Below are 18392 nucleotides of genomic sequence, written 5' to 3'. Positions count from 1 at the left end.
AATTAATAAAAAAAATACTTAGGAGAATGCATATTGCAGTTACAGGAAACATTGGAGCAGGAAAAACAACTTTAACCACGATGCTTGCCAAGCATTACGGATGGGATGCACAATTTGAAGATGTAGACCACAATCCTTACCTTGAGGATTTTTATGCGGATATGAGCAAATGGAGTTTTGCCCTTCAGATCTATTTTTTAGGAAGCAGATTCCGTCAGGTAAAAGAGATCAGAGAAAGTGGGAAAAATATTATCCAGGACCGTACGATCTATGAAGATGCCCACATTTTTGCCGAAAACCTGAATGACATGAAACTTCTTTCAGACAGGGATTTCAATAATTATATCTCTGTTTTTGGTTTGATGAAATCATTTGTTTCTGCACCGGATCTGCTGATTTATTTAAAATCTGACGTTCCGAATCTTGTGAAAAAGATCTACAAGAGAGGCAGAGAATATGAAGCATCCATCAGTATTGAATACCTTTCAAAACTAAACCAGAAATATGAAAAATGGATCTCCGATTATACAGAAGGAAAACTTCTTATCATTGAAGTAGATGATCTTGATTTTGTGGAAAAACCTGAAGATTTCGGATTTATTCTGGAAAAGATTGAAGCCGAATTAAACGGTCTTTTTTAACAAATTTTTATCAGAATTTAAGACAGCTTTCAATTCATTTCTTCCTAAATTTGAAAGGAAGGGTTTCATCTTTAAATAATTATATTATGATGGTTAAGGTTTTACATAACGGAAACTGCTCCAAATCAAATGCTGTTCTGGAGTATCTGGATGAAAATGGTGTGCCATTTGAGATCATCAACATCGTAGAAGATCCGTTGAGCATCCTAGAGATTAAAACAGTGCTGAAAAAGCTGAATCAGAGCGTGTTTCATATGATCCGGAAGACAGATAAGCTGTACATGGAGCACTATGCGGATAAAAATTATTCTGAAGAAGAATGGATTAAAATCCTTTCTGAAAATCCATCCCTGATCCAAAGGCCTATCCTGATAAAAGGATCTGTTGCCATGCTGGGAAGACCTATTGAAAATGTGAAATTTTTTATTGAAAAATAAATGCCATAAAAAAAGTCAGCGTAAGCTGACTTTTTTGTTCTCTATAATAGAATAACGCCTTCTATTTTTGCTACCTCTTTATAAATAGTCACTACCTGATCAGCATCCAGAACAAATGCGTTGATATTGCATGCAGTGTATTTTCCGTTTTTACTTTCGCGGTTTCCCAGGGTAAACTTAATGCCATCAAAAACTTTATAAATTTCAGTAAGTTTTGCCTCGTCTGTAGGGATAATAAACTTGAATAAATAATCTTCAGGAAAGTCATGGTGACCTTCCAGTTTTTCCTTAAGAGAATTATAAAATTCCTCTGGATTTGCGTGTTGGTTTCCTTGTAATATGTCCATCTGCCGTTGTTAAATTATATATAAATATAGCGAAAAAAAATCTATTTTCCAAGAGGTCCAAGCAGTGCTTTGGAGTTCTGGTGCTCATAATCTTCAATAATATTGAATAATCCGTTGACTAGCTGTTCAGAAGCCAGTTTACTCAATCCGCCCGTATTTACATTGTTGTTGCTCCCTCCTAAAAGACCTCCAAGAATATTGTTTCCCGAAAGAGCCATATTAATGGTTTTTGCAATTCCATATTCATTTAATTTCTCATCCACTTTTGGAGCAATAGCTGCTACAAGTTGTTGGGATGTTTTTTCCTTTAAGATCTGCGTTGCTGTAGTTCCTTGAATAATTCTCGTAACATCCTGAGCATTTAAGCTGTTCACCGCATCCTGTAGAATAGGTTTTGAAAGATTGACAGTATAAGCTGCTGCCTGAGCAATGAAATCTCTTTCTTTGGCTACCAGTGATGGAGCAATCTTTTCCAATGTAGAATTGATATCTCTGAGCTCTTTGGGAAGGGCCTTGTCTACCATATTATTCTGCAGAAAGGCTTCTTTATTACTGTAAATTCCCATTCCTTTATCAATACCGTTCAGCAAAACCCTTTTTATGATGGATAATCCGAGGTCAGTAGTAGCCATTGTCTGGCAAGATTGGACACTGGTTAAAACCGCCACTCCGGTTCCGATTAACAGTGCTGCTGAGATGATATATTTTTTCATTGATCTTTTTTCTTATTTTTTCAAATATTGCGCCAAAGGTAAACACTATTCCTGTATTAACAAAATATTAAATTCTTGGTACCGATTTGGTGAATATTTTGTTAAAAACACAGCTTTTTTAATTGGGGATTTTATTGTGAATTAATAGTTATAATATGATTTGATTACTTAAGTCTGATTTATTTAGTTTTTTGTTTAATATTTATATATTTTTTTTAAATTTTTAAGATATGTTAACATTGTTCATTTTTTTTTCTATTTTTGACTAATGTCTTTTTTTGAGAATTTAAATAACTCCACCAATAAGGACATCAGTTAAAATTAGATTGTACGAATAAAATTGAACTATATGAAACAACGTGATTTAAAGTATTCATGTCTCATTGCTGTTTTGTACTTCGGTATGAATGTCAATGGACAGACTACTCCTAAAGATACTGCTGCGAAAGAGCAGAAGATCGAGGAAGTAGTCCTGATCGGATATGGATCTCAGAAAAAAGAAAATGTTACCGGAAGCATCGGGATGGTTTCTGCAAAAGACCTTGCGGATAAACCCAACGCCAATCCAATAAGCTCAATACAGGGTAAATTATCCGGTGTACAGGTTTTGAACTCCGGAACTCCGGGAACTTCTCCAAGAGTGGATATCAGAGGAGTAGGTTCACTGACAGGTAAGACTGTATTCATCGTAGACGGAATGATTACCGATGACATATCTTTCCTTAATCCTCAGGATATAGAATCTATGAGTGTGCTGAAAGACCCTTCGAGTTTGGCGATCTTTGGTGCCAGAGCAGCCAATGGGGCAGTAATTATAAAAACAAAAACCGGGAAAGGAAAGCCTGTTTATAACTTCAGTTCTTATTTAGGGGTGAAGAAAATTACCAACGTTCCTAAAATGCTTAATGCCGATCAGTATATTGAACTTTATAATGAAAAGCTGATTAATGATAACGGAAACAGTAACGGATCTATTTCCAGAGCCCAGTTTCCTTCTGATACTGATTGGTTCAAAGAGATCTTTACCACAAGTATTATCAATTCAAATGATTTTTCAGCATCCGGAAGCTTAGGAAAACTGAATTACTATGGTAGTGTAGGATATCTGCAGGATGAAGGAAACTTTGCAGCAGGAAGAGGCTATAATTCAGGAACAGGATTTAACAGATTCAACACGAAAGTTAATCTTAGCTATAAAATCACGGATAATTTAACGATCGGAGATAACTTCTCATTTTCAAAAATGCGTACCGATCTTGCAAAAAATCCTTTGCTGAATGCGTATAATGCTCCTCCTACTTTTCCAGTAATGAATCCTGTTTCAGGAGACTATCAGTATTTTAATGGCTATTCTATTCCTAACCCAAGAGCTGTACTGGACCTGTACCGTTCGCAGATCAGACAGGAAAGAATGCTGAACAATATCTGGGCGGAGTATAAATTTTTAAGTGATTTTACTTTAAGAGTTAGCTATACAACAGATAACTATAATACAAGTCAGTACGAATTTACCCCTACAATTACTTCTGCTCCCACGTCGGATCAGAAACCTACTAAGCTCATCACAAGGGATTCAAAAAACAGAAATTATATCTGGGATAATACATTAAGCTGGAAAAAATCATTGGGTAATCATAATCTTGAAATACTTGCAGGATATTCCAGAACAAGAAACTCTTATTCTCAAACCTATTTAGAAGCTCTCAATGTCAACTTTAACGGATCAAATGAGTCTCTGAATATCTTTAGTGGAACAGACATCTTTAAAGTATCAGATGCAGTAGATGGTTATGATGTAGCCCCTTATCAGGACAGGATTGAATCTATGTTTGGGAGAATTAACTATGATTATAAAGGGAAATATCTTGTTAACGGATCTATCCGTAGAGATGGGACTTCCAAATATTCTTCAGGTGATAGACACAGAATATTTCCGGCAGTAAGCGCAGGATGGGTAGTCTCTAAAGAAGAGTTCATGAGTAACCAGAATGTCTTCAGTTTATTAAAATTAAGAGCAAGCTGGGGGAAACTTGGGAATCCGGACGTAGCTAGAAAATATACTCTTTTAACAACAAAATTTAAAGACGGTGCTTATTATGGAAATACAGGAGCTCCGGCACAGACGATCGATACTGTTATTGATCCGAACATCGGATGGGAAACTACCACAGGTAGAGACATCGGTTTAGAAATGGGATTATTCAATAATAAACTTAAAATTGACGCGACCTATTTCGATAAAGACACCAAAGATGTGGTATACGGAGTGGTTCAGGGAACCGTTTCAGGAGCGAGTAACTGGAATAACTTCGTTACGAATGCATACTCTTTCAACAACAGAGGTTTTGAAGTATCAGTAAACTATGATACCAGAATCAATGATAAAATTAAGTTGGGGGTTTACGGAAACTTAACCACCATTAAAAACAAGATTACTTCTGTGTATGAAGGGTCTTATTTAAATACAGGAGCCAGCCTATTCGGAAACTCTATTGTCAGATTAGAGAATGGGCAGCCGGTAGGTTCTTATTATGGATATCAGGTAGTAGGGGTATTCCAGAATCAGCAGGATATCGATGGTTGGGCACAGCAGAACACCCCTAAAGTAGGAGGTTTCAAATTTCAGGATATAGACGGAAACGGAGTGATCGATTCCAGAGACAAAACTTTCCTGGGAAGCCCGATTCCAAAAGGAACGTACGGTTTTGGTGTTAATTTAAATATCTATGATTTCGATCTTGCTTTGGATTTCCAGGGTGTTTTTGGGAACAAGATTTACAACTACAACCGTGAACAACGTTATGGAAACGAAAACTGGGATTTAGATTTCTATAACAACAGATGGCATGGAGAGGGAACTTCAAATACCTATTCAATGACAACCAATAACCAGGAAATCATTAAGCCGAACAGCTTTTTCGTAGAAAGTGGAAGTTATATAAGACTTAGAAATATTACACTAGGATACAACCTGCCTAAAGATTTTGCTAAATCTTTAATGGTCACCAAGCTTAGACTATATGTAAGTGCTCAAAATCCTTGGACAAGCTTTAAGTATAACGGATTCTCTCCAGAGATTTTAAATACAGACAGAGTACAAATGGGTGTTGACAACAGTATCTATCCAATTTCAGCCATCTATACCATTGGTATGAATTTAACCTTTTAATTAGAGAAAATCATGAAAAAAATATTTTTATCCGTCGCTTTATTTTCACTGGTGATCAGTTGTAAAGATGATTATCTGGATATAAAACAGGAAGGGGCAACAGAAGCGGGAGCATTTTTCAAGACACAGGACGATGCGATGCAGGCTACCAATGCCATTTATTTATTCTTAAGAAGCTGGGAAAATTCAGCCTTTCCTTATCAATTTGTATTTGGAGTACCGGCAGATGACGTAGTGAAAGGTTCCAATCCAGGAGATGGATCTTTCATCAATGCTTATGACCAGTTTACTTATACCGTAAGTGATGATGGAGTAAGAGGATATTGGATCGGACAATGGCAGGCTGTCAACAGATGTAATCAGGTTATTAGCAATGTTCCGAATATCAGCATGGACGCTACCCTAAGAGACCGATTGGTGGCAGAAGCTAAAATGTTAAGAGCTTATTTTTACTTTAATCTATTAAGAATTTACGGTGGAGTTCCTATTTTTGACGGTATTCCATCTACCTATAAAATTCCTAGAAACTCTGCTGAAGAAGTATATAATTTTATTATTTCTGACCTTACCAGTGCTGCGGCAGTTCTGCCTCAGTCTTATGCAGCCTCAGATCTTGGAAGAGTAACCAAAGGCGCTGCTTTAGGAATGCTTTCCAAAGTATACCTGTATAAGAAAGATTGGCAGAAAGCTTACGATACCTCTAATCAGGTTATTGGAATGGGCTACGGTCTTGATCCTGACTTCAATCATTTATTCAGAATTGCAGGAGAATTCGGTTCTGAATCCGTATTTGAAGTAAACTGCGAATGTTCATCTCAATATGGAGGAAGTCAGTATGCTGAAGTTCAGGGCGTAAGAGATCAGTTCGGATGGGGATTCTTCACTCCTTCTCAGGCGTTGGAGAACGCATTTGAGCCGGGAGATATCAGAAAAGAACTGACTATTCTTAGAAATGGGGAAACCACTCCTGAAGGTGATCTTATCGCAATGGGAGATGCGGCTTCTGTGACGACCTACAACCAGAAAATATATGTTCCTAAAGCTCAGAACAACAGCGCTTGTGCCTACGGTTCAAGACAAAATATCAGAATCCTGAGATTTGCAGAAGTATTGCTGATCAATGCAGAGGCTGCTAACGAACTTGGAAACACAGGTACAGCTATTACCAATCTTAATAAGGTGAGAAACAGAGCTCAGTTAGGAGTTACTACAGCATCTACTCAGCTGGCTCTTAGAAATGCGATCTGGCATGAGCGTAGAGTAGAGCTGGCTCTGGAAGGTGACCGTTTTGTAGATCTTGTAAGAACAGGACAGGCGGCTACGGTATTGGCTCCTTACGGATTTAAGGCTGGAAAGAATGAACTTTTCCCGATTCCATTGGATGCTATCAATGAAAGTACAGGATTGTTTACCCAGAACCCGGGATATTAAAATATAACCATAAGCTTTAGAGGAGAATGAAAGTTCTCCTCTTCTTTTAGTATAAACAGGTAAAAAAAGATTTCATGAAAAGGACCGTATTATCAATTGCCGTAACTTCTTTATTCTTTGCATATTCCTGCAAAAATACCCAGACTTCCAAGCCACAAACCACACAGAATAAAACCGTAAAAAGCGACATTACTGATGAACAGCTGATGGATAAAGTTCAGAAAGATGCACTGAAATACTTCTGGGACTATGCAGAACCCAAATCCATGTTGGGAAGAGAGCGCTATCATGAAGACAATATCTATCCTGACAATGACAAACACGTTATTACCACAGGTGGATCAGGATTCGGATTGGCAACCCTTTTGGTGGGAGTGGAAAGAGGATTTATTCCAAGACAAGAAGCCGTAAAAAGACTGACTCATATGATGGATTTTCTTGCCAAAGCAGACCGTCACAAAGGAGCCTGGTCCCACTGGATCAATGGAGAAACAGGAAAAACGGTTCCTTTCGGAAAAAAAGATAATGGAGGCGACCTGGTAGAAACAGCATTTCTTACCTCTGGAATTCTGATGGTACGTGAATACTTTAAGAATGGTAATACAGAAGAAAAAGCCCTGGCAGCAAAATGTGATGAGCTTTGGAAAGGAATTCAATGGAACTGGTATACAAAAGGTGGGGGAAAAGTACTGTACTGGCACTGGTCACCCGACTATCAGTGGGAAATGAACTTTCCTCTGGAAGGATATAACGAATGTCTGATCACCTATATTCTGGCAGCTTCATCACCCACGCATCCTATCGATGCTGAAACTTACTACAAAGGCTGGACAAGAAACGGAACTTACCTTACCGACAAAACAAAATACGGACTTCCTCTGTATGTAAAACACAACTATGCCGAAGAATACGGCGGACCACTTTTCTGGTCACAATACTCCTATATCGGCCTGGATCCTACGGGACTTTCCGATAAACTGGTTAAAAATTATTTTGACCTAAACAAAAATCAAGTCCTCATCGACTATAAATACTGCGTGGAAAATCCCAAACAATGGAAAGGCTACGGCCCGAACTACTGGGGTCTCACCGCAGGTTACACAAGAAATGAAGATGGAAGTACAGGCTACACCGCCCATATGCCAACCAACGATAATGGCGTGATCACCCCAACTGCCGCATTAAGTAGTTTTCCTTATACGCCGAAAGAGTCTATGGACTTTTTAAGGTTCCTCTACACTCAAAACCCTGAATTTATTGGATCAGCAGGACCTTACGATGCCACTTCAATAAATTATAACAATTGGTTTACCCCAAGATATTTAGCAATAGATCAGGGAACCATTGCCCCTATGATCGAAAACTACAGAACAGGATTTCTTTGGAAACTGTTCATGAATGCTCCTGAGATTCAGCAGGGACTGAAGAAACTAAGCTTTCAGTCTGAAAAATATGGAATCAGATAATCCGGTTTTTAATATGATCTTCATCCAAAAAGATTAAAAGATAAAGTTTCTTGTTTAAAAAATAACAATACATCACAACCCTAAATAGCCATATGAAATTAAGACTAAAACACCTTCCTCTTTTACTCTTGCCGCTTTCACTGCCGATGAATGCTCAGGAAATTAAAGGAGAACTCAACAAAGAAGTCAAGAGACAGGAAAAAATATCCTACATCCTCGATTATCCTCAAAAAGTAAAAGGAAATGTACCTTTGATCGTATTCCTCCACGGTTCAGGAGAGAGAGGGAACAATCTTGAAATCGTAAAAGCCCATAGCCCGTTCACGTATAAAAATCTGATCAAGGAGCCGGTAGCGATTTTAGCACCGCAATGCCCTGCGGATACATGGTGGGATACCGTGACGCTTTATAATCTGATCAAAGAAATTCAGAAAAAATATAAAATTGATGCATCAAGAATTTACCTTACCGGACTTTCGATGGGAGGTTGGGGAACCTGGAAGCTGGCAATGGAACATCCGGAAATGTTTGCAGCAGTAGTTCCCGTATGTGCCCCGGCAGACAAAGTAATGGGAGCCAATATTGAGCGGTTTAAACAATTGCCTGTAAAAATTTTTCACGGAGGAAATGATGATGTCGTTTCTCCAATGAATTCGATAGAAATGTATCAGGCTTTAAAAAAAGTAAACCCAACGGCTACATTAACTATTTTTCCTGATGATAACCATAATTCCTGGGATTCCACCTATTCTGATCCTAAACTATATGAATGGATGCTGTCACAGAAAAAAGGACAATAGATTTTAATAAAAGAATAAAGAATAAAGAATAAAGAATAAAGATGATGATCTTTAGAATTAAAAAGATATTCAGGCTAAAAAAATAATGTTCAGGATTCTATAATAAAGTTTAAAGTTAAAAAACAAATCAGCCTTTGCTGAGTATTAACGCCCTTGCGTTCTAAAAAAAAATTGATTCACAGAAAACTTAGGGCCGTTGCGTTAAATCAATAATAAAAAACTTAGCCATCATTTTATTATAGACTTTGTATCCAAAAATAGAATGTTTGAAAAGAATTAACGCCTCCCGTTAAAACAAAAATAAAATTAGAACTATAATTTAAGAAGATAGATTTATGAAAAAGTTAATTGTACTCGCAGCTTTAGCGCTTTCGCCGGTCTTTTCCGCACAGGAAATGGTAACCAAGCCGGTGCAGTCTTTCCAGACAGCACAATATCAGGCAAAAAGAAAAGCTTTTGTAGAAAATCTTTTGTCTAAAATGACTTTAGATGAAAAGATTGGCCAGCTCAACCTGCCCACCTCCGGAGATTTTACAACAGGACAGGCTCAAAGTTCAGATATAGGAAAAAAAGTAGAGCAGGGATTAGTAGGAGGTTTATTCAATATAAAAGGAGCAGATAAAATCAAAGCTGTTCAGAAAGTCGCTATGGAAAAAAGCCGTCTGAAAATTCCTTTGATTTTCGGGATGGATGTCATCCACGGTTATGAAACCACTTTCCCCATTCCTTTAGGATTGGCGGCTTCATGGGATATGAATCTGGTACAGCAGTCTGCAAGAGTAGCTGCGAAAGAAGCTTCTTCAGACGGGATCAACTGGACGTTCTCGCCAATGGTGGATATTTCCCGCGAGCCAAGATGGGGGAGAGTCTCTGAGGGTTCCGGAGAAGACCCGTACTTAGGAAGTGAAATTTCTAAAAATATGGTGTACGGATACCAGGGGAAAGACCTTTCCGTGGGCAATACCATTTTAGCCTGTGTAAAGCATTTTGCCTTATACGGAGCAGGAGAAGCAGGACGTGATTATAATACGGTAGATATGAGTCATGTGAGAATGTTCAACGAATATTTTCCACCTTATAAAGCGGCAGTAGATGCAGGAGTAGCATCGGTGATGGCTTCTTTCAATGAAGTGGACGGAGTTCCGGCAACCGGAAGCAAATGGCTTCAGACAGATGTTCTCAGAAAAATGTGGAACTTCAAAGGTTTCGTTGTTACCGATTATACAGGAATCAATGAAATGATCGAACACGGAATGGGAGATCTTCAGCAGGTATCTGCTCTAGCACTGAAAGCCGGAGTAGATATGGATATGGTAGGAGAAGGATTTCTTACTACCCTTAAAAAATCTCTGGACGAAGGAAAAGTAACCCAGGCAGAAATCGATAGGGCAGCAATAAGAATTCTTGAAGCAAAATATGACCTTGGATTATTTGATGATCCTTACCGTTACGGAGATGCAAAACTAGCGGCAAAAGAGGTTTATAATATGGAAAACCGTAACATCGCAAGAAGTGCAGCAGCCCAGTCGATGGTTTTACTGAAAAATGAAAATCAGGTACTTCCGTTGAAAAAGTCAGGCACAGTAGCGGTGATCGGACCATTGGTAAATAATTCACTGAACATGGCGGGAACTTGGAGTGTTGCTACCAAACATGCCACTTCGGTATCTCTGATGCAAGGTCTTCAGGCCAATTACGGAAAAGAAGTGAAATTCCTTTCAGCAAAAGGCGCAAACATTGATTACGATGCAAAATTAGAAGATATTTATGCCGCTCACGGTAAAAAAACAGACAGAGACAGCCGTTCCAAGGAACAACTGTTGAAAGAAGCTGTTGATATTGCTAACAAAGCAGATGTTATCGTTCTTGCTATCGGAGAATCTGCAGAAATGAGCGGAGAATCTTCCTCAAGAACAGAGATCACCATTCCTCAGTCTCAGGTAGACTTATTAAACGAGTTGAAAAAGACAGGAAAGCCTATTGCTATGGTTCTTTTTACAGGTCGTCCACTAGCTTTAACCAACGTGAAAGATACACCTGATGCTATTGTCAATGCATGGTTTGCAGGTTCAGAAGCTGGAAATGCAATTTCAGATGTTTTATTTGGAAAAGTAAACCCTTCCGGAAAGCTTCCGATGACATTCCCAAGAAGTTTAGGACAGGTGCCGATCTATTATAATGCAAAAAATACAGGGCGCCCATTAAGCCAGGATAAAGTAGATAAATGCGTTTACGAAAGATTCCGTTCCAATTATATGGATGAATGTAACACCCCGTTATATCCATTTGGATATGGTCTGAGTTATTCTAAATTTGCCTATTCCGGGATGTCTGTTTCCAATCCGAATCCTAAAGGAAATCAAACCGTTCAGGCTACCGTGACGGTAACGAATAGCGGAAACTATGACGGTGCAGAAGTGGTACAGCTTTACATCAGAGATATGGTAGGAAGTATCACCAGACCTGTAAAAGAGCTGAAAGGCTTCCAGAAAGTATTCCTTAAAAAAGGAGAATCTAAGAAAGTAACCTTCGATATTACTCCGGAAAGTTTGAAATTCTACAACGGAGAATTGAAGTTTGACTGGGAACCGGGAGAATTTGATATCATGATCGGAACCAATTCTGATGATGTACAACATTCAAAAATCAACTGGACTAAATAATAATAACCAAAGCCATTCTTTTGAGTGGCTTTTTTCCTTTTTTGGCATGATTTTTAATAGCACATTTGTAACTTTAAGATAATAATTATGAAAAAAACGATTATACTGAGCGCAATGTTTCTGGGGTCTTTTGCTTTTGCACAGACGGTAGGGGGTGACAAAGATGCCCACGGATGTATCGGTTCAGCAGGGTATACCTATTCCCAGATCAAAAAAGATTGTGTAAGGGTTTTTGAACAGAAGATTAAATTAACAGAAGTTGCTCCCAAAGGAAGTTCCACTTCAATGGCTGCCGTTATTTTCAGCAAAGACATGAAAAAAGCTGAAGTTTTCGTTCCGGATACCGACGGGGAAAGCCTTATTCTGACAAGGTTAGGGAAAGGTAAAGCATGGAAGAAAGACGGATATATTCTGGTTCCTTTTAAGAAAGACGGATATCAGCTTAAAAAAGACAATGTTGTGATTTATCAGTAAACCACAAATTTTATACATACCATAGAGACTGCCTGTTGAGGTGGTCTCTTTGTTTTTAACAGCACTCCTTGAAAAAGGCATATCAAAATCAGAAAGGTTAAATAATATGGAGATAAGCCTGTTTTTTTGTATCTTAGGTCGACTAATACCTTGTTGCTGTTCTATTTTTATACAACTCAAACCATTAATATTTTACTATGAGAAAAACTATTTTATTAGGCACAATGCTCTGCAGTTGTTTAGCCTTTACCCAACAAAAAACGCCTGTTCTGGGAGGTGATAGAGATGTTCACGGCTGTATAGGCTCGGCAGGTTATACCTATTCACAAATCAAAAATGATTGTGTAAAAGTTTTTGCACAAAAAATCAAACTAAAGGAAGTAGGTTCAGATAAAAGTTCCACTTCAATGACCGCTGTGATCTTTAGTAAAGATATGAAAAAGGCTGAAATTTTTATTCCCTATGACAATGCAAAAAGCATTATCCTTGCCAGAGAAGGAAAAAGTAAAATTTGGAAAAGTGGAAGCCATATTAAAGAAACGTATGTTTTAGTTCCTTACAAAAAAACAGGGTATCAGATTAAAAAAGATGATGTTGTGATTTATCAGTAAATCCCAATTCTTAAGAATAAAAAGCCGTTTCGTAAGAGCGGCTTTTTCGGCTTTAATGATGATGTAATGGTTTTGTGTTGATTATTCTTTAATTTATATTTATTAATGAATGAAATTAGGTTTCAATTAAAAAATGTATATTAGTATTACCGAATCATAGCAGAATCCGAAAAGCTTATAGAGTAGGAAAGATCAAAAAAGACTATATGAAAAATCTAAAAAAACTTTCAAAACAGGAATTGAAAACAGTTCAGGGAGGTATTCCCATGTGTTTAGCAGGATACTTCTGGTGTTCATTTGTGAAAAAATGTATTCCTGTAGGCTCAAGCTGCGGACTTGAGTTATAGCCAATGGATGATCGCCAAATACCGTAAGGATCATTTTCTGATGCTTTAAGGTATTCACTGAAAAAAAGAAAGCCGTTCACAAGAGCGGCTTTATCTGTATGATTTTAGTTAATTTAAATCTGAATAAAGATCAAATCAGTTTTAATAACATTTATCGGCATTGTAAATTCTGCACGGTCCGTTTTCTGTGTACTGGCAAGTTCCATCCGGACATCTCCCTCCCGGTGGCGGAACCCAGCCTCCTGAAATTATTTTTAAATCGGATGGAGTTAATTTTTTTAAATTTTTCATAGTAAGTTTGGTTTTGATTTGTTATTTTAATTCATAAGCTTTTCAAGCGCTGAGTTGTACTAAATTAAAAAAATAAATTCAAATAAAATCACCTTCCGTTGAAAAATTAATAACAATATACAAAAGACCATTCACAAGAATGGTCTTTTTATTTCTATCCAATGACGAATAGGGTTCTGTTAAAAAAACACCATATTAGCCAAGAACGGTTTCTTCAGCATATACAAGACCTTCATAACAAGCATTGTAGATGGTTTTCAGATCCTCCAGGGTCGGTACACGCGGATTGAAACCTGTACAAGGATCAATTAGTGCATTGTTGGCGATGTAATCCAGGTTTTTATCCCAATCTTCTCTTGAAATTCCAAACGCTTTTAGCGATGAATGGTTATTCACTTCAGAACGCAAGGTTTCAACAGCCTGAGCCAGATCTTCTGCCGTTTCTTTACCAATGACCTTCGCCATATCAGGGAAACGTTCGGTCGCCTGAGCATTGAAACGGATCACATTAGGCAAGAAAATAGCATTCGAAGCTCCATGAGGAATACCATACAAGGCACCTACCTGATGAGATAGAGAATGAACAATTCCCAACCACGCATTATTAAACGCTAAACCTGCCATAAAAGAAGCATCATGCATATTCTGACGTGCCTTAATATTCGTCGGATTATTCACAGCTTCTTTCAGGTTATCAAATACAATTTCAAGCCCCCCTTTAGCCAGTGCATCTGCATAGTTATTCTCAATATTCGAAACATAAGCTTCTACACAATGGGTCAACGCATCTAAACCTGTGTTAGACGTAATGTGAGCAGGCATTGAAGCACATATTTCACCGTCTACAATCGCAATATCCGGAGTCAGTTCATAAGAAACGATAGGATATTTTACGCCCTTTTCACGATCTGTAATCACGGCTAATCCTGTAGTTTCAGTCCCTGTTCCGCTGGTAGATGGGATTGCGATAAATTTAGCTTTGTTTCTTAAGACAGGGACAGAGAAAGGCTTGATTAATGAATCAAAGTCCGTGTCAGGAAATTCATAGAATACCCACATGATTTTTGCGGCATCAATCGCAGAACATCCTCCCAGACCGATAATCCAGTCCGGTTCAAAAGCGCTCATTACTTCAGCACCTTTAAGGCTGGTTGCAGAGGAAGGATCCTCTTCCACACCATCAAAAACCTTAGTTTCTATTCCTGCCTCAGTTAAAAAAGCAATCGCTCTGTCAAGCGTTCCGCTTTTTCTCATAGAACCCCCTCCGGTTACGATAACCGCTTTTTTACCTTTAATATTTTTTAATTCTTCAAGACTTCCAGGACCATGGAAAACTTCTCCTGCAATAAATAATTTACTCATTTTTCTTTTTCTTATAATGATGCAAAATTAGATAAGCCGGGCCGCGTGATGCTATACAAATGAGACTATCCGTTATACATTTGCGCCAACTCCTGCTGAAGTTCCGTTGGAGTCTCTTTTAATTTCGATTTTACGAACTTATTAAGAGCAGAAGGAGAATTAAAACCAAGGTCAAATGCAATCTCTTTATGCGTAAGGTCTGAAAATAAAAGCTGTCTTTTGATCTCCATCAGAATACGGTTATGAATGGCATGAATCGCTGTTTCTCCGCAATGTTTCTTGGTGATGGAATTAAGTTTTTTAGGCGTAATGGCTAATTTTTCAGCATAATACTGAACCGTTCGCTGCTCCTTGTAATGTTGATTAAGGTATTTTTTAAAGCGCACATACAAAGGCTTATCCGTAGTTTCCTTGTACAATACCGGATGCAGTCCGTGAATAGACTCTATGAGACCCAGCAGGAAAATTTTAATATAAAAACGGGCCTGCTCTTTTTTGATAAGACTCGGGTTCATGTAAATATCCTGGATGATTTCCAGCAGATTCTTACTTCGTTCAAAATCTTTTGGAGGAAGGATCGTACAGTTAAGTTGTGTCGAAAGATTCACATTATAAGTGCTCAGTTCATTTTTCAGAATATCAGAGCAGAACAGTATTTCTTCAAACAGAATAATTTTCCCTTTTAAATCCTCACCCGGATTCGAGATAAACTGAACCTGTTCAGGGAAAATCACAGAGATCTTTCCCGGCTTAAGGTGATGCATCTTCTCTTCAATATGAACCTGAAGATGGCCGGTTTCCATGACAATAATACAGAAGTGATCTTTTTTGTGGGGCTGCCGGTATTCCTCAAGCCTTTCTCTGTCCAGATCAAAAATGCGGAAAGACAAATTCTTATCCTCTTCTTTTTGGATGTTTTTCTTTATTTCCAGTTTCTGTAAGCCCATTGAATTGATGAATTAGTAGAGTTTAAAAATGAATCTGCAAAATTAGTCCTTTTCAGGAAATCTCAATGAAACTACAGAATATCTGTGTTTATCAACGCAATTGAGGGCAGAAATACAATCATTGGAAACAGGCTTTTACAGGTTTGCCGATGAAGAAAATAAAATTGCTCTGACGTAAGCTTAAAACACCCTTTACAATTTTCATCTCTCACCGAAAATCCTTATTTTTGTGCATCTAAAAGTAAAAGAAAGAATGAATTCCTACAAAAATCCATTGGAAGAGCGCTATTCCAGTGAAGAAATGTTGTTTAATTTCTCACATAATAACAAATTCCGTACCTGGAGAAAGCTTTGGATAGCTTTAGCTGAAATTGAAAAAGACCTGGGTCTTGATATTACAGAAGAGCAAATTGCTGAGCTGAAAGCCAATGCCGAAATCATCGATTACGATAAAGCGGCTGAGTATGAAAAAAAATTCCGTCATGATGTAATGGCTCACGTTCACACCTATGGTGATGTGGCGCCTTCAGCAAAAGGAATTATCCACTTGGGAGCTACTTCAGCTTTTGTAGGAGACAATACCGACCTTATTCAGATCCGTGACGGGCTTTTAATCTTAAAGAAAAAGCTGGTGAATGTGATAAAAAGCTTAGCTGATTTCTCCATTCAGTATAAAGACCTTCCAACCTTAGGATTTACTCATTTCCAGCCAGCTCAGCTGACGACAGTGGGAAAAAGAGCGACCCTTTGGTTACAGAGTTTGGTTCTTGATATCGAAGAGCTGGATTTCTTCTTAGAAACCCTTCGTTTCAGAGGAGTAAAAGGAACGACAGGAACAGCGGCAAGTTTCTTAGAGCTTTTCAACGGGGACTATTCAAAAGTAAAACACTTAGATAAAGAACTTTCAAAAAGATTCGGTTTTGAGAAAGTATTTGGCGTTTCAGGTCAGACTTATGACAGAAAAATCGATGCTAAAGTAGTCGCTCTATTAGGAAATATTGCTCAGTCTGCTCATAAATTCACCAACGATTTACGTCTTCTTCAAAATCTTAAAGAAATTGAGGAGCCATTCGAGAAAAACCAGATCGGTTCATCTGCTATGGCGTACAAACGTAATCCAATGAGAAGTGAAAGAATCGGGGCTTTGGCAAAATATGTAATGTCCCTGACAACAAGTTCTGCTATGGTAGCTTCTACTCAGTGGTTTGAAAGAACACTGGACGATTCTGCCAACAAAAGACTGACGATTCCTCAGGCATTCCTAGCTGTTGATGCAATCCTGTTAATCTGGAACAACATCATGAACGGAATCGTTGTGTATCCAAACAGAATCAACAAACATATCGAAGAAGAGCTTCCTTTCATGGCAACGGAATATATCATCATGGAAGAAGTGAAAGCTGGTGGTGACCGTCAGGAAATTCACGAAGTGATCAGAGTGCATTCTATGGAAGCTTCCAAGAAAGTGAAAGAAGAAGGAAAAGAAAATGACCTTATTGAAAGAATCTTAAATGATGATTCTTTAAAATTAGATAAATCAAAATTAAAAGAAGTTTTAGATCCTAAAAACTTTATCGGTTTTGCCCCTATCCAGACAGAGGAGTTCATCGCGAATGAAGTCCAGCCGATTCTGGATCAGAATAAAGACCTGATAGGATTAGAGGCTGACCTTAAAGTATAAAACAGATGCAGTCTTTTGGGCTGCATTTTTTATTTTAGATTCAACATGAAAAAAACTCTTTTACTTATTGCCATGATACCCATCCTTTCTTTTTCCCAGAAGAAAGAGGTTTTAAAGTATTTTATCTCAAAAGATACCTTGGCGGGAGTGAAAGATCAGGACGGAAAAATTATCGTTCCTGCTCAGTTTAAAATATATTCGGATCTTGAAGATGGAGATCTTGTAAAAGAGGAAACCATTTATTTCGACGGTTCCAAAAAAGGGGAAGTCAAAGAAAAAAATGCATGGGGCTATGTCTACGACAAAAAAGGTAACTTTCTTTACAGGCCTTTCTTTTATGACAATGGAGCAGATTATTTCAAGGAAGGAGTCAGAAGATTCGTTAAGAATGGAAAAGTAGGTTTTGCCGACCGGAATGGAAAAATCGCCATAGAACCCAAACATGACTTTGTTTCCTATTTCGAGTACGGGTATGCATTGTTTTGTGACGGCTGCGACTGGGAAAAGACAGAAGATGAACATAAAGGAATCGTAGGTGGAACCTGGGGCGTAATGAATACCAAAGGCGAAACCGTAAAGCCCATTGTGAAATCATCCGATAAAGACAAAGAAATTCAGGGGAAATATTATCCCAATCCTTTTCATTACAACGAAAAAGAAAAGAATATTCTCCGGTTTTTTGAAAAACAGAATAAAACACTTTCAGGATTATATTATATCAATGTTTATCCTAAGATGTCTGAGGCTGAGAAAAAATTAATTTTTGAAATTGTAGACAGGCCTAAAGATAATTTTCCTTATTACCAGATCAATACCTATGCTTCGAGTAGGGACAGTATGGTTTCTGACCGGTTTACATTCCTTGTTTCAGAAGACGGCAAAGAAAAGTATACCCTGGATTATGATGAAAAAGTCCCGTACGAAAAATGGCTGAAGAATGAAATAAAAGAAGCGGAACAGTTTCAGAAAGAACATCCCGATAATCCAAATAAATTTGTAAAATAACAATAGC

The 18392-nt window shown here is 37.9% G+C and carries 17 protein-coding genes; 12 read left to right on the top strand and 5 right to left on the bottom strand.

Features of this window, described 5'->3' with window-relative positions:
• The first annotated feature begins 26 nt into the window (after positions 1-26).
• Positions 27-641, top strand: coding sequence for a deoxynucleoside kinase (locus tag BW964_RS03260; protein ID WP_073335289.1), 615 nt, complete (start codon positions 27-29; stop codon positions 639-641).
• An 86-nt stretch (positions 642-727) separates the two neighbouring features.
• Positions 728-1078 carry an ArsC/Spx/MgsR family protein gene (locus BW964_RS03255; protein WP_076504637.1) on the top strand — a complete coding sequence of 117 codons (351 nt, stop codon included), beginning with the start codon at positions 728-730 and terminating at the stop codon, positions 1076-1078.
• A 41-nt stretch (positions 1079-1119) separates the two neighbouring features.
• Here the strand turns inward: BW964_RS03255 and BW964_RS03250 are convergent, their stop codons facing one another.
• Entirely contained in the window at positions 1120-1425 is a 306-nt protein-coding gene (locus BW964_RS03250; RefSeq protein ID WP_073335288.1) for a DUF493 family protein, read from the bottom strand.
• 41 nt (positions 1426-1466) lie between these two features.
• Positions 1467-2138, bottom strand: a complete 672-nt coding sequence (locus BW964_RS03245) for a DUF4197 family protein (RefSeq protein ID WP_076504635.1) — start codon at positions 2136-2138, stop codon at positions 1467-1469.
• Positions 2139-2487: 349 nt separating this feature from the next.
• Between BW964_RS03245 and BW964_RS03240 the strand changes: the two genes are divergently transcribed.
• The 8 genes from BW964_RS03240 (at position 2488) to BW964_RS22310 (ending at position 13099) form a co-directional block, all read left to right on the top strand.
• Positions 2488-5307 carry a SusC/RagA family TonB-linked outer membrane protein gene (locus BW964_RS03240; protein WP_084175553.1) on the top strand — a complete coding sequence of 940 codons (2820 nt, stop codon included), beginning with the start codon at positions 2488-2490 and terminating at the stop codon, positions 5305-5307.
• Positions 5308-5319: 12 nt separating this feature from the next.
• Positions 5320-6738 carry a RagB/SusD family nutrient uptake outer membrane protein gene (locus BW964_RS03235; RefSeq protein ID WP_076504632.1) on the top strand — a complete coding sequence of 473 codons (1419 nt, stop codon included), beginning with the start codon at positions 5320-5322 and terminating at the stop codon, positions 6736-6738.
• Positions 6739-6812: 74 nt separating this feature from the next.
• Positions 6813-8204, top strand: coding sequence for a glucoamylase family protein (locus BW964_RS03230; RefSeq protein WP_076504630.1), 1392 nt, complete (start codon positions 6813-6815; stop codon positions 8202-8204).
• A 92-nt stretch (positions 8205-8296) separates the two neighbouring features.
• Complete coding sequence (locus BW964_RS03225; RefSeq protein WP_076504629.1) at positions 8297-9004, top strand: carboxylesterase family protein; 708 nt, start codon at positions 8297-8299, stop codon at positions 9002-9004.
• A gap of 335 nt (positions 9005-9339) precedes the next feature.
• Positions 9340-11667: a beta-glucosidase BglX gene (bglX, locus tag BW964_RS03220; RefSeq protein ID WP_076504627.1), complete on the top strand. Its 2328-nt coding sequence runs from the start codon at positions 9340-9342 to the stop codon at positions 11665-11667.
• 87 nt (positions 11668-11754) lie between these two features.
• A complete protein-coding gene (locus tag BW964_RS03215) occupies positions 11755-12141 on the top strand; it encodes a hypothetical protein (RefSeq protein WP_076504626.1) in 387 nt (128 codons plus the stop codon).
• Positions 12142-12338: 197 nt separating this feature from the next.
• Complete coding sequence (locus BW964_RS03210) at positions 12339-12752, top strand: hypothetical protein (protein WP_076504624.1); 414 nt, start codon at positions 12339-12341, stop codon at positions 12750-12752.
• Between the two features lie 206 nt (positions 12753-12958).
• Complete coding sequence (locus tag BW964_RS22310) at positions 12959-13099, top strand: bacteriocin-like protein (RefSeq protein WP_123912015.1); 141 nt, start codon at positions 12959-12961, stop codon at positions 13097-13099.
• A gap of 141 nt (positions 13100-13240) precedes the next feature.
• Here the strand turns inward: BW964_RS22310 and BW964_RS22440 are convergent, their stop codons facing one another.
• The 3 genes from BW964_RS22440 to BW964_RS03200 form a co-directional block, all read right to left on the bottom strand.
• Positions 13241-13390 (bottom strand): hypothetical protein, encoded by a 150-nt coding sequence (locus tag BW964_RS22440; RefSeq protein ID WP_165789208.1) that lies wholly within the window; start codon positions 13388-13390, stop codon positions 13241-13243.
• Positions 13391-13585: 195 nt separating this feature from the next.
• Complete coding sequence (locus BW964_RS03205; RefSeq protein ID WP_076504622.1) at positions 13586-14752, bottom strand: iron-containing alcohol dehydrogenase; 1167 nt, start codon at positions 14750-14752, stop codon at positions 13586-13588.
• Between the two features lie 65 nt (positions 14753-14817).
• On the bottom strand, positions 14818-15699 hold the full coding sequence (locus BW964_RS03200; protein WP_076504621.1) for an AraC family transcriptional regulator: 882 nt from the start codon (positions 15697-15699) through the stop codon (positions 14818-14820).
• Between the two features lie 253 nt (positions 15700-15952).
• Between BW964_RS03200 and purB the strand changes: the two genes are divergently transcribed.
• Complete coding sequence (purB, locus tag BW964_RS03195; protein ID WP_076504619.1) at positions 15953-17380, top strand: adenylosuccinate lyase; 1428 nt, start codon at positions 15953-15955, stop codon at positions 17378-17380.
• Between the two features lie 45 nt (positions 17381-17425).
• Positions 17426-18385 (top strand): WG repeat-containing protein, encoded by a 960-nt coding sequence (locus BW964_RS03190; protein WP_076504617.1) that lies wholly within the window; start codon positions 17426-17428, stop codon positions 18383-18385.
• Positions 18386-18392: the final 7 nt, after the last annotated feature.

This window comes from Chryseobacterium shigense, from assembly GCF_900156575.1.
Lineage (GTDB): Bacteria > Bacteroidota > Bacteroidia > Flavobacteriales > Weeksellaceae > Chryseobacterium > Chryseobacterium shigense.
Note: the sequence above shows the minus strand (reverse complement) of the source record. Positions and strands in the feature narration are given on the sequence as shown.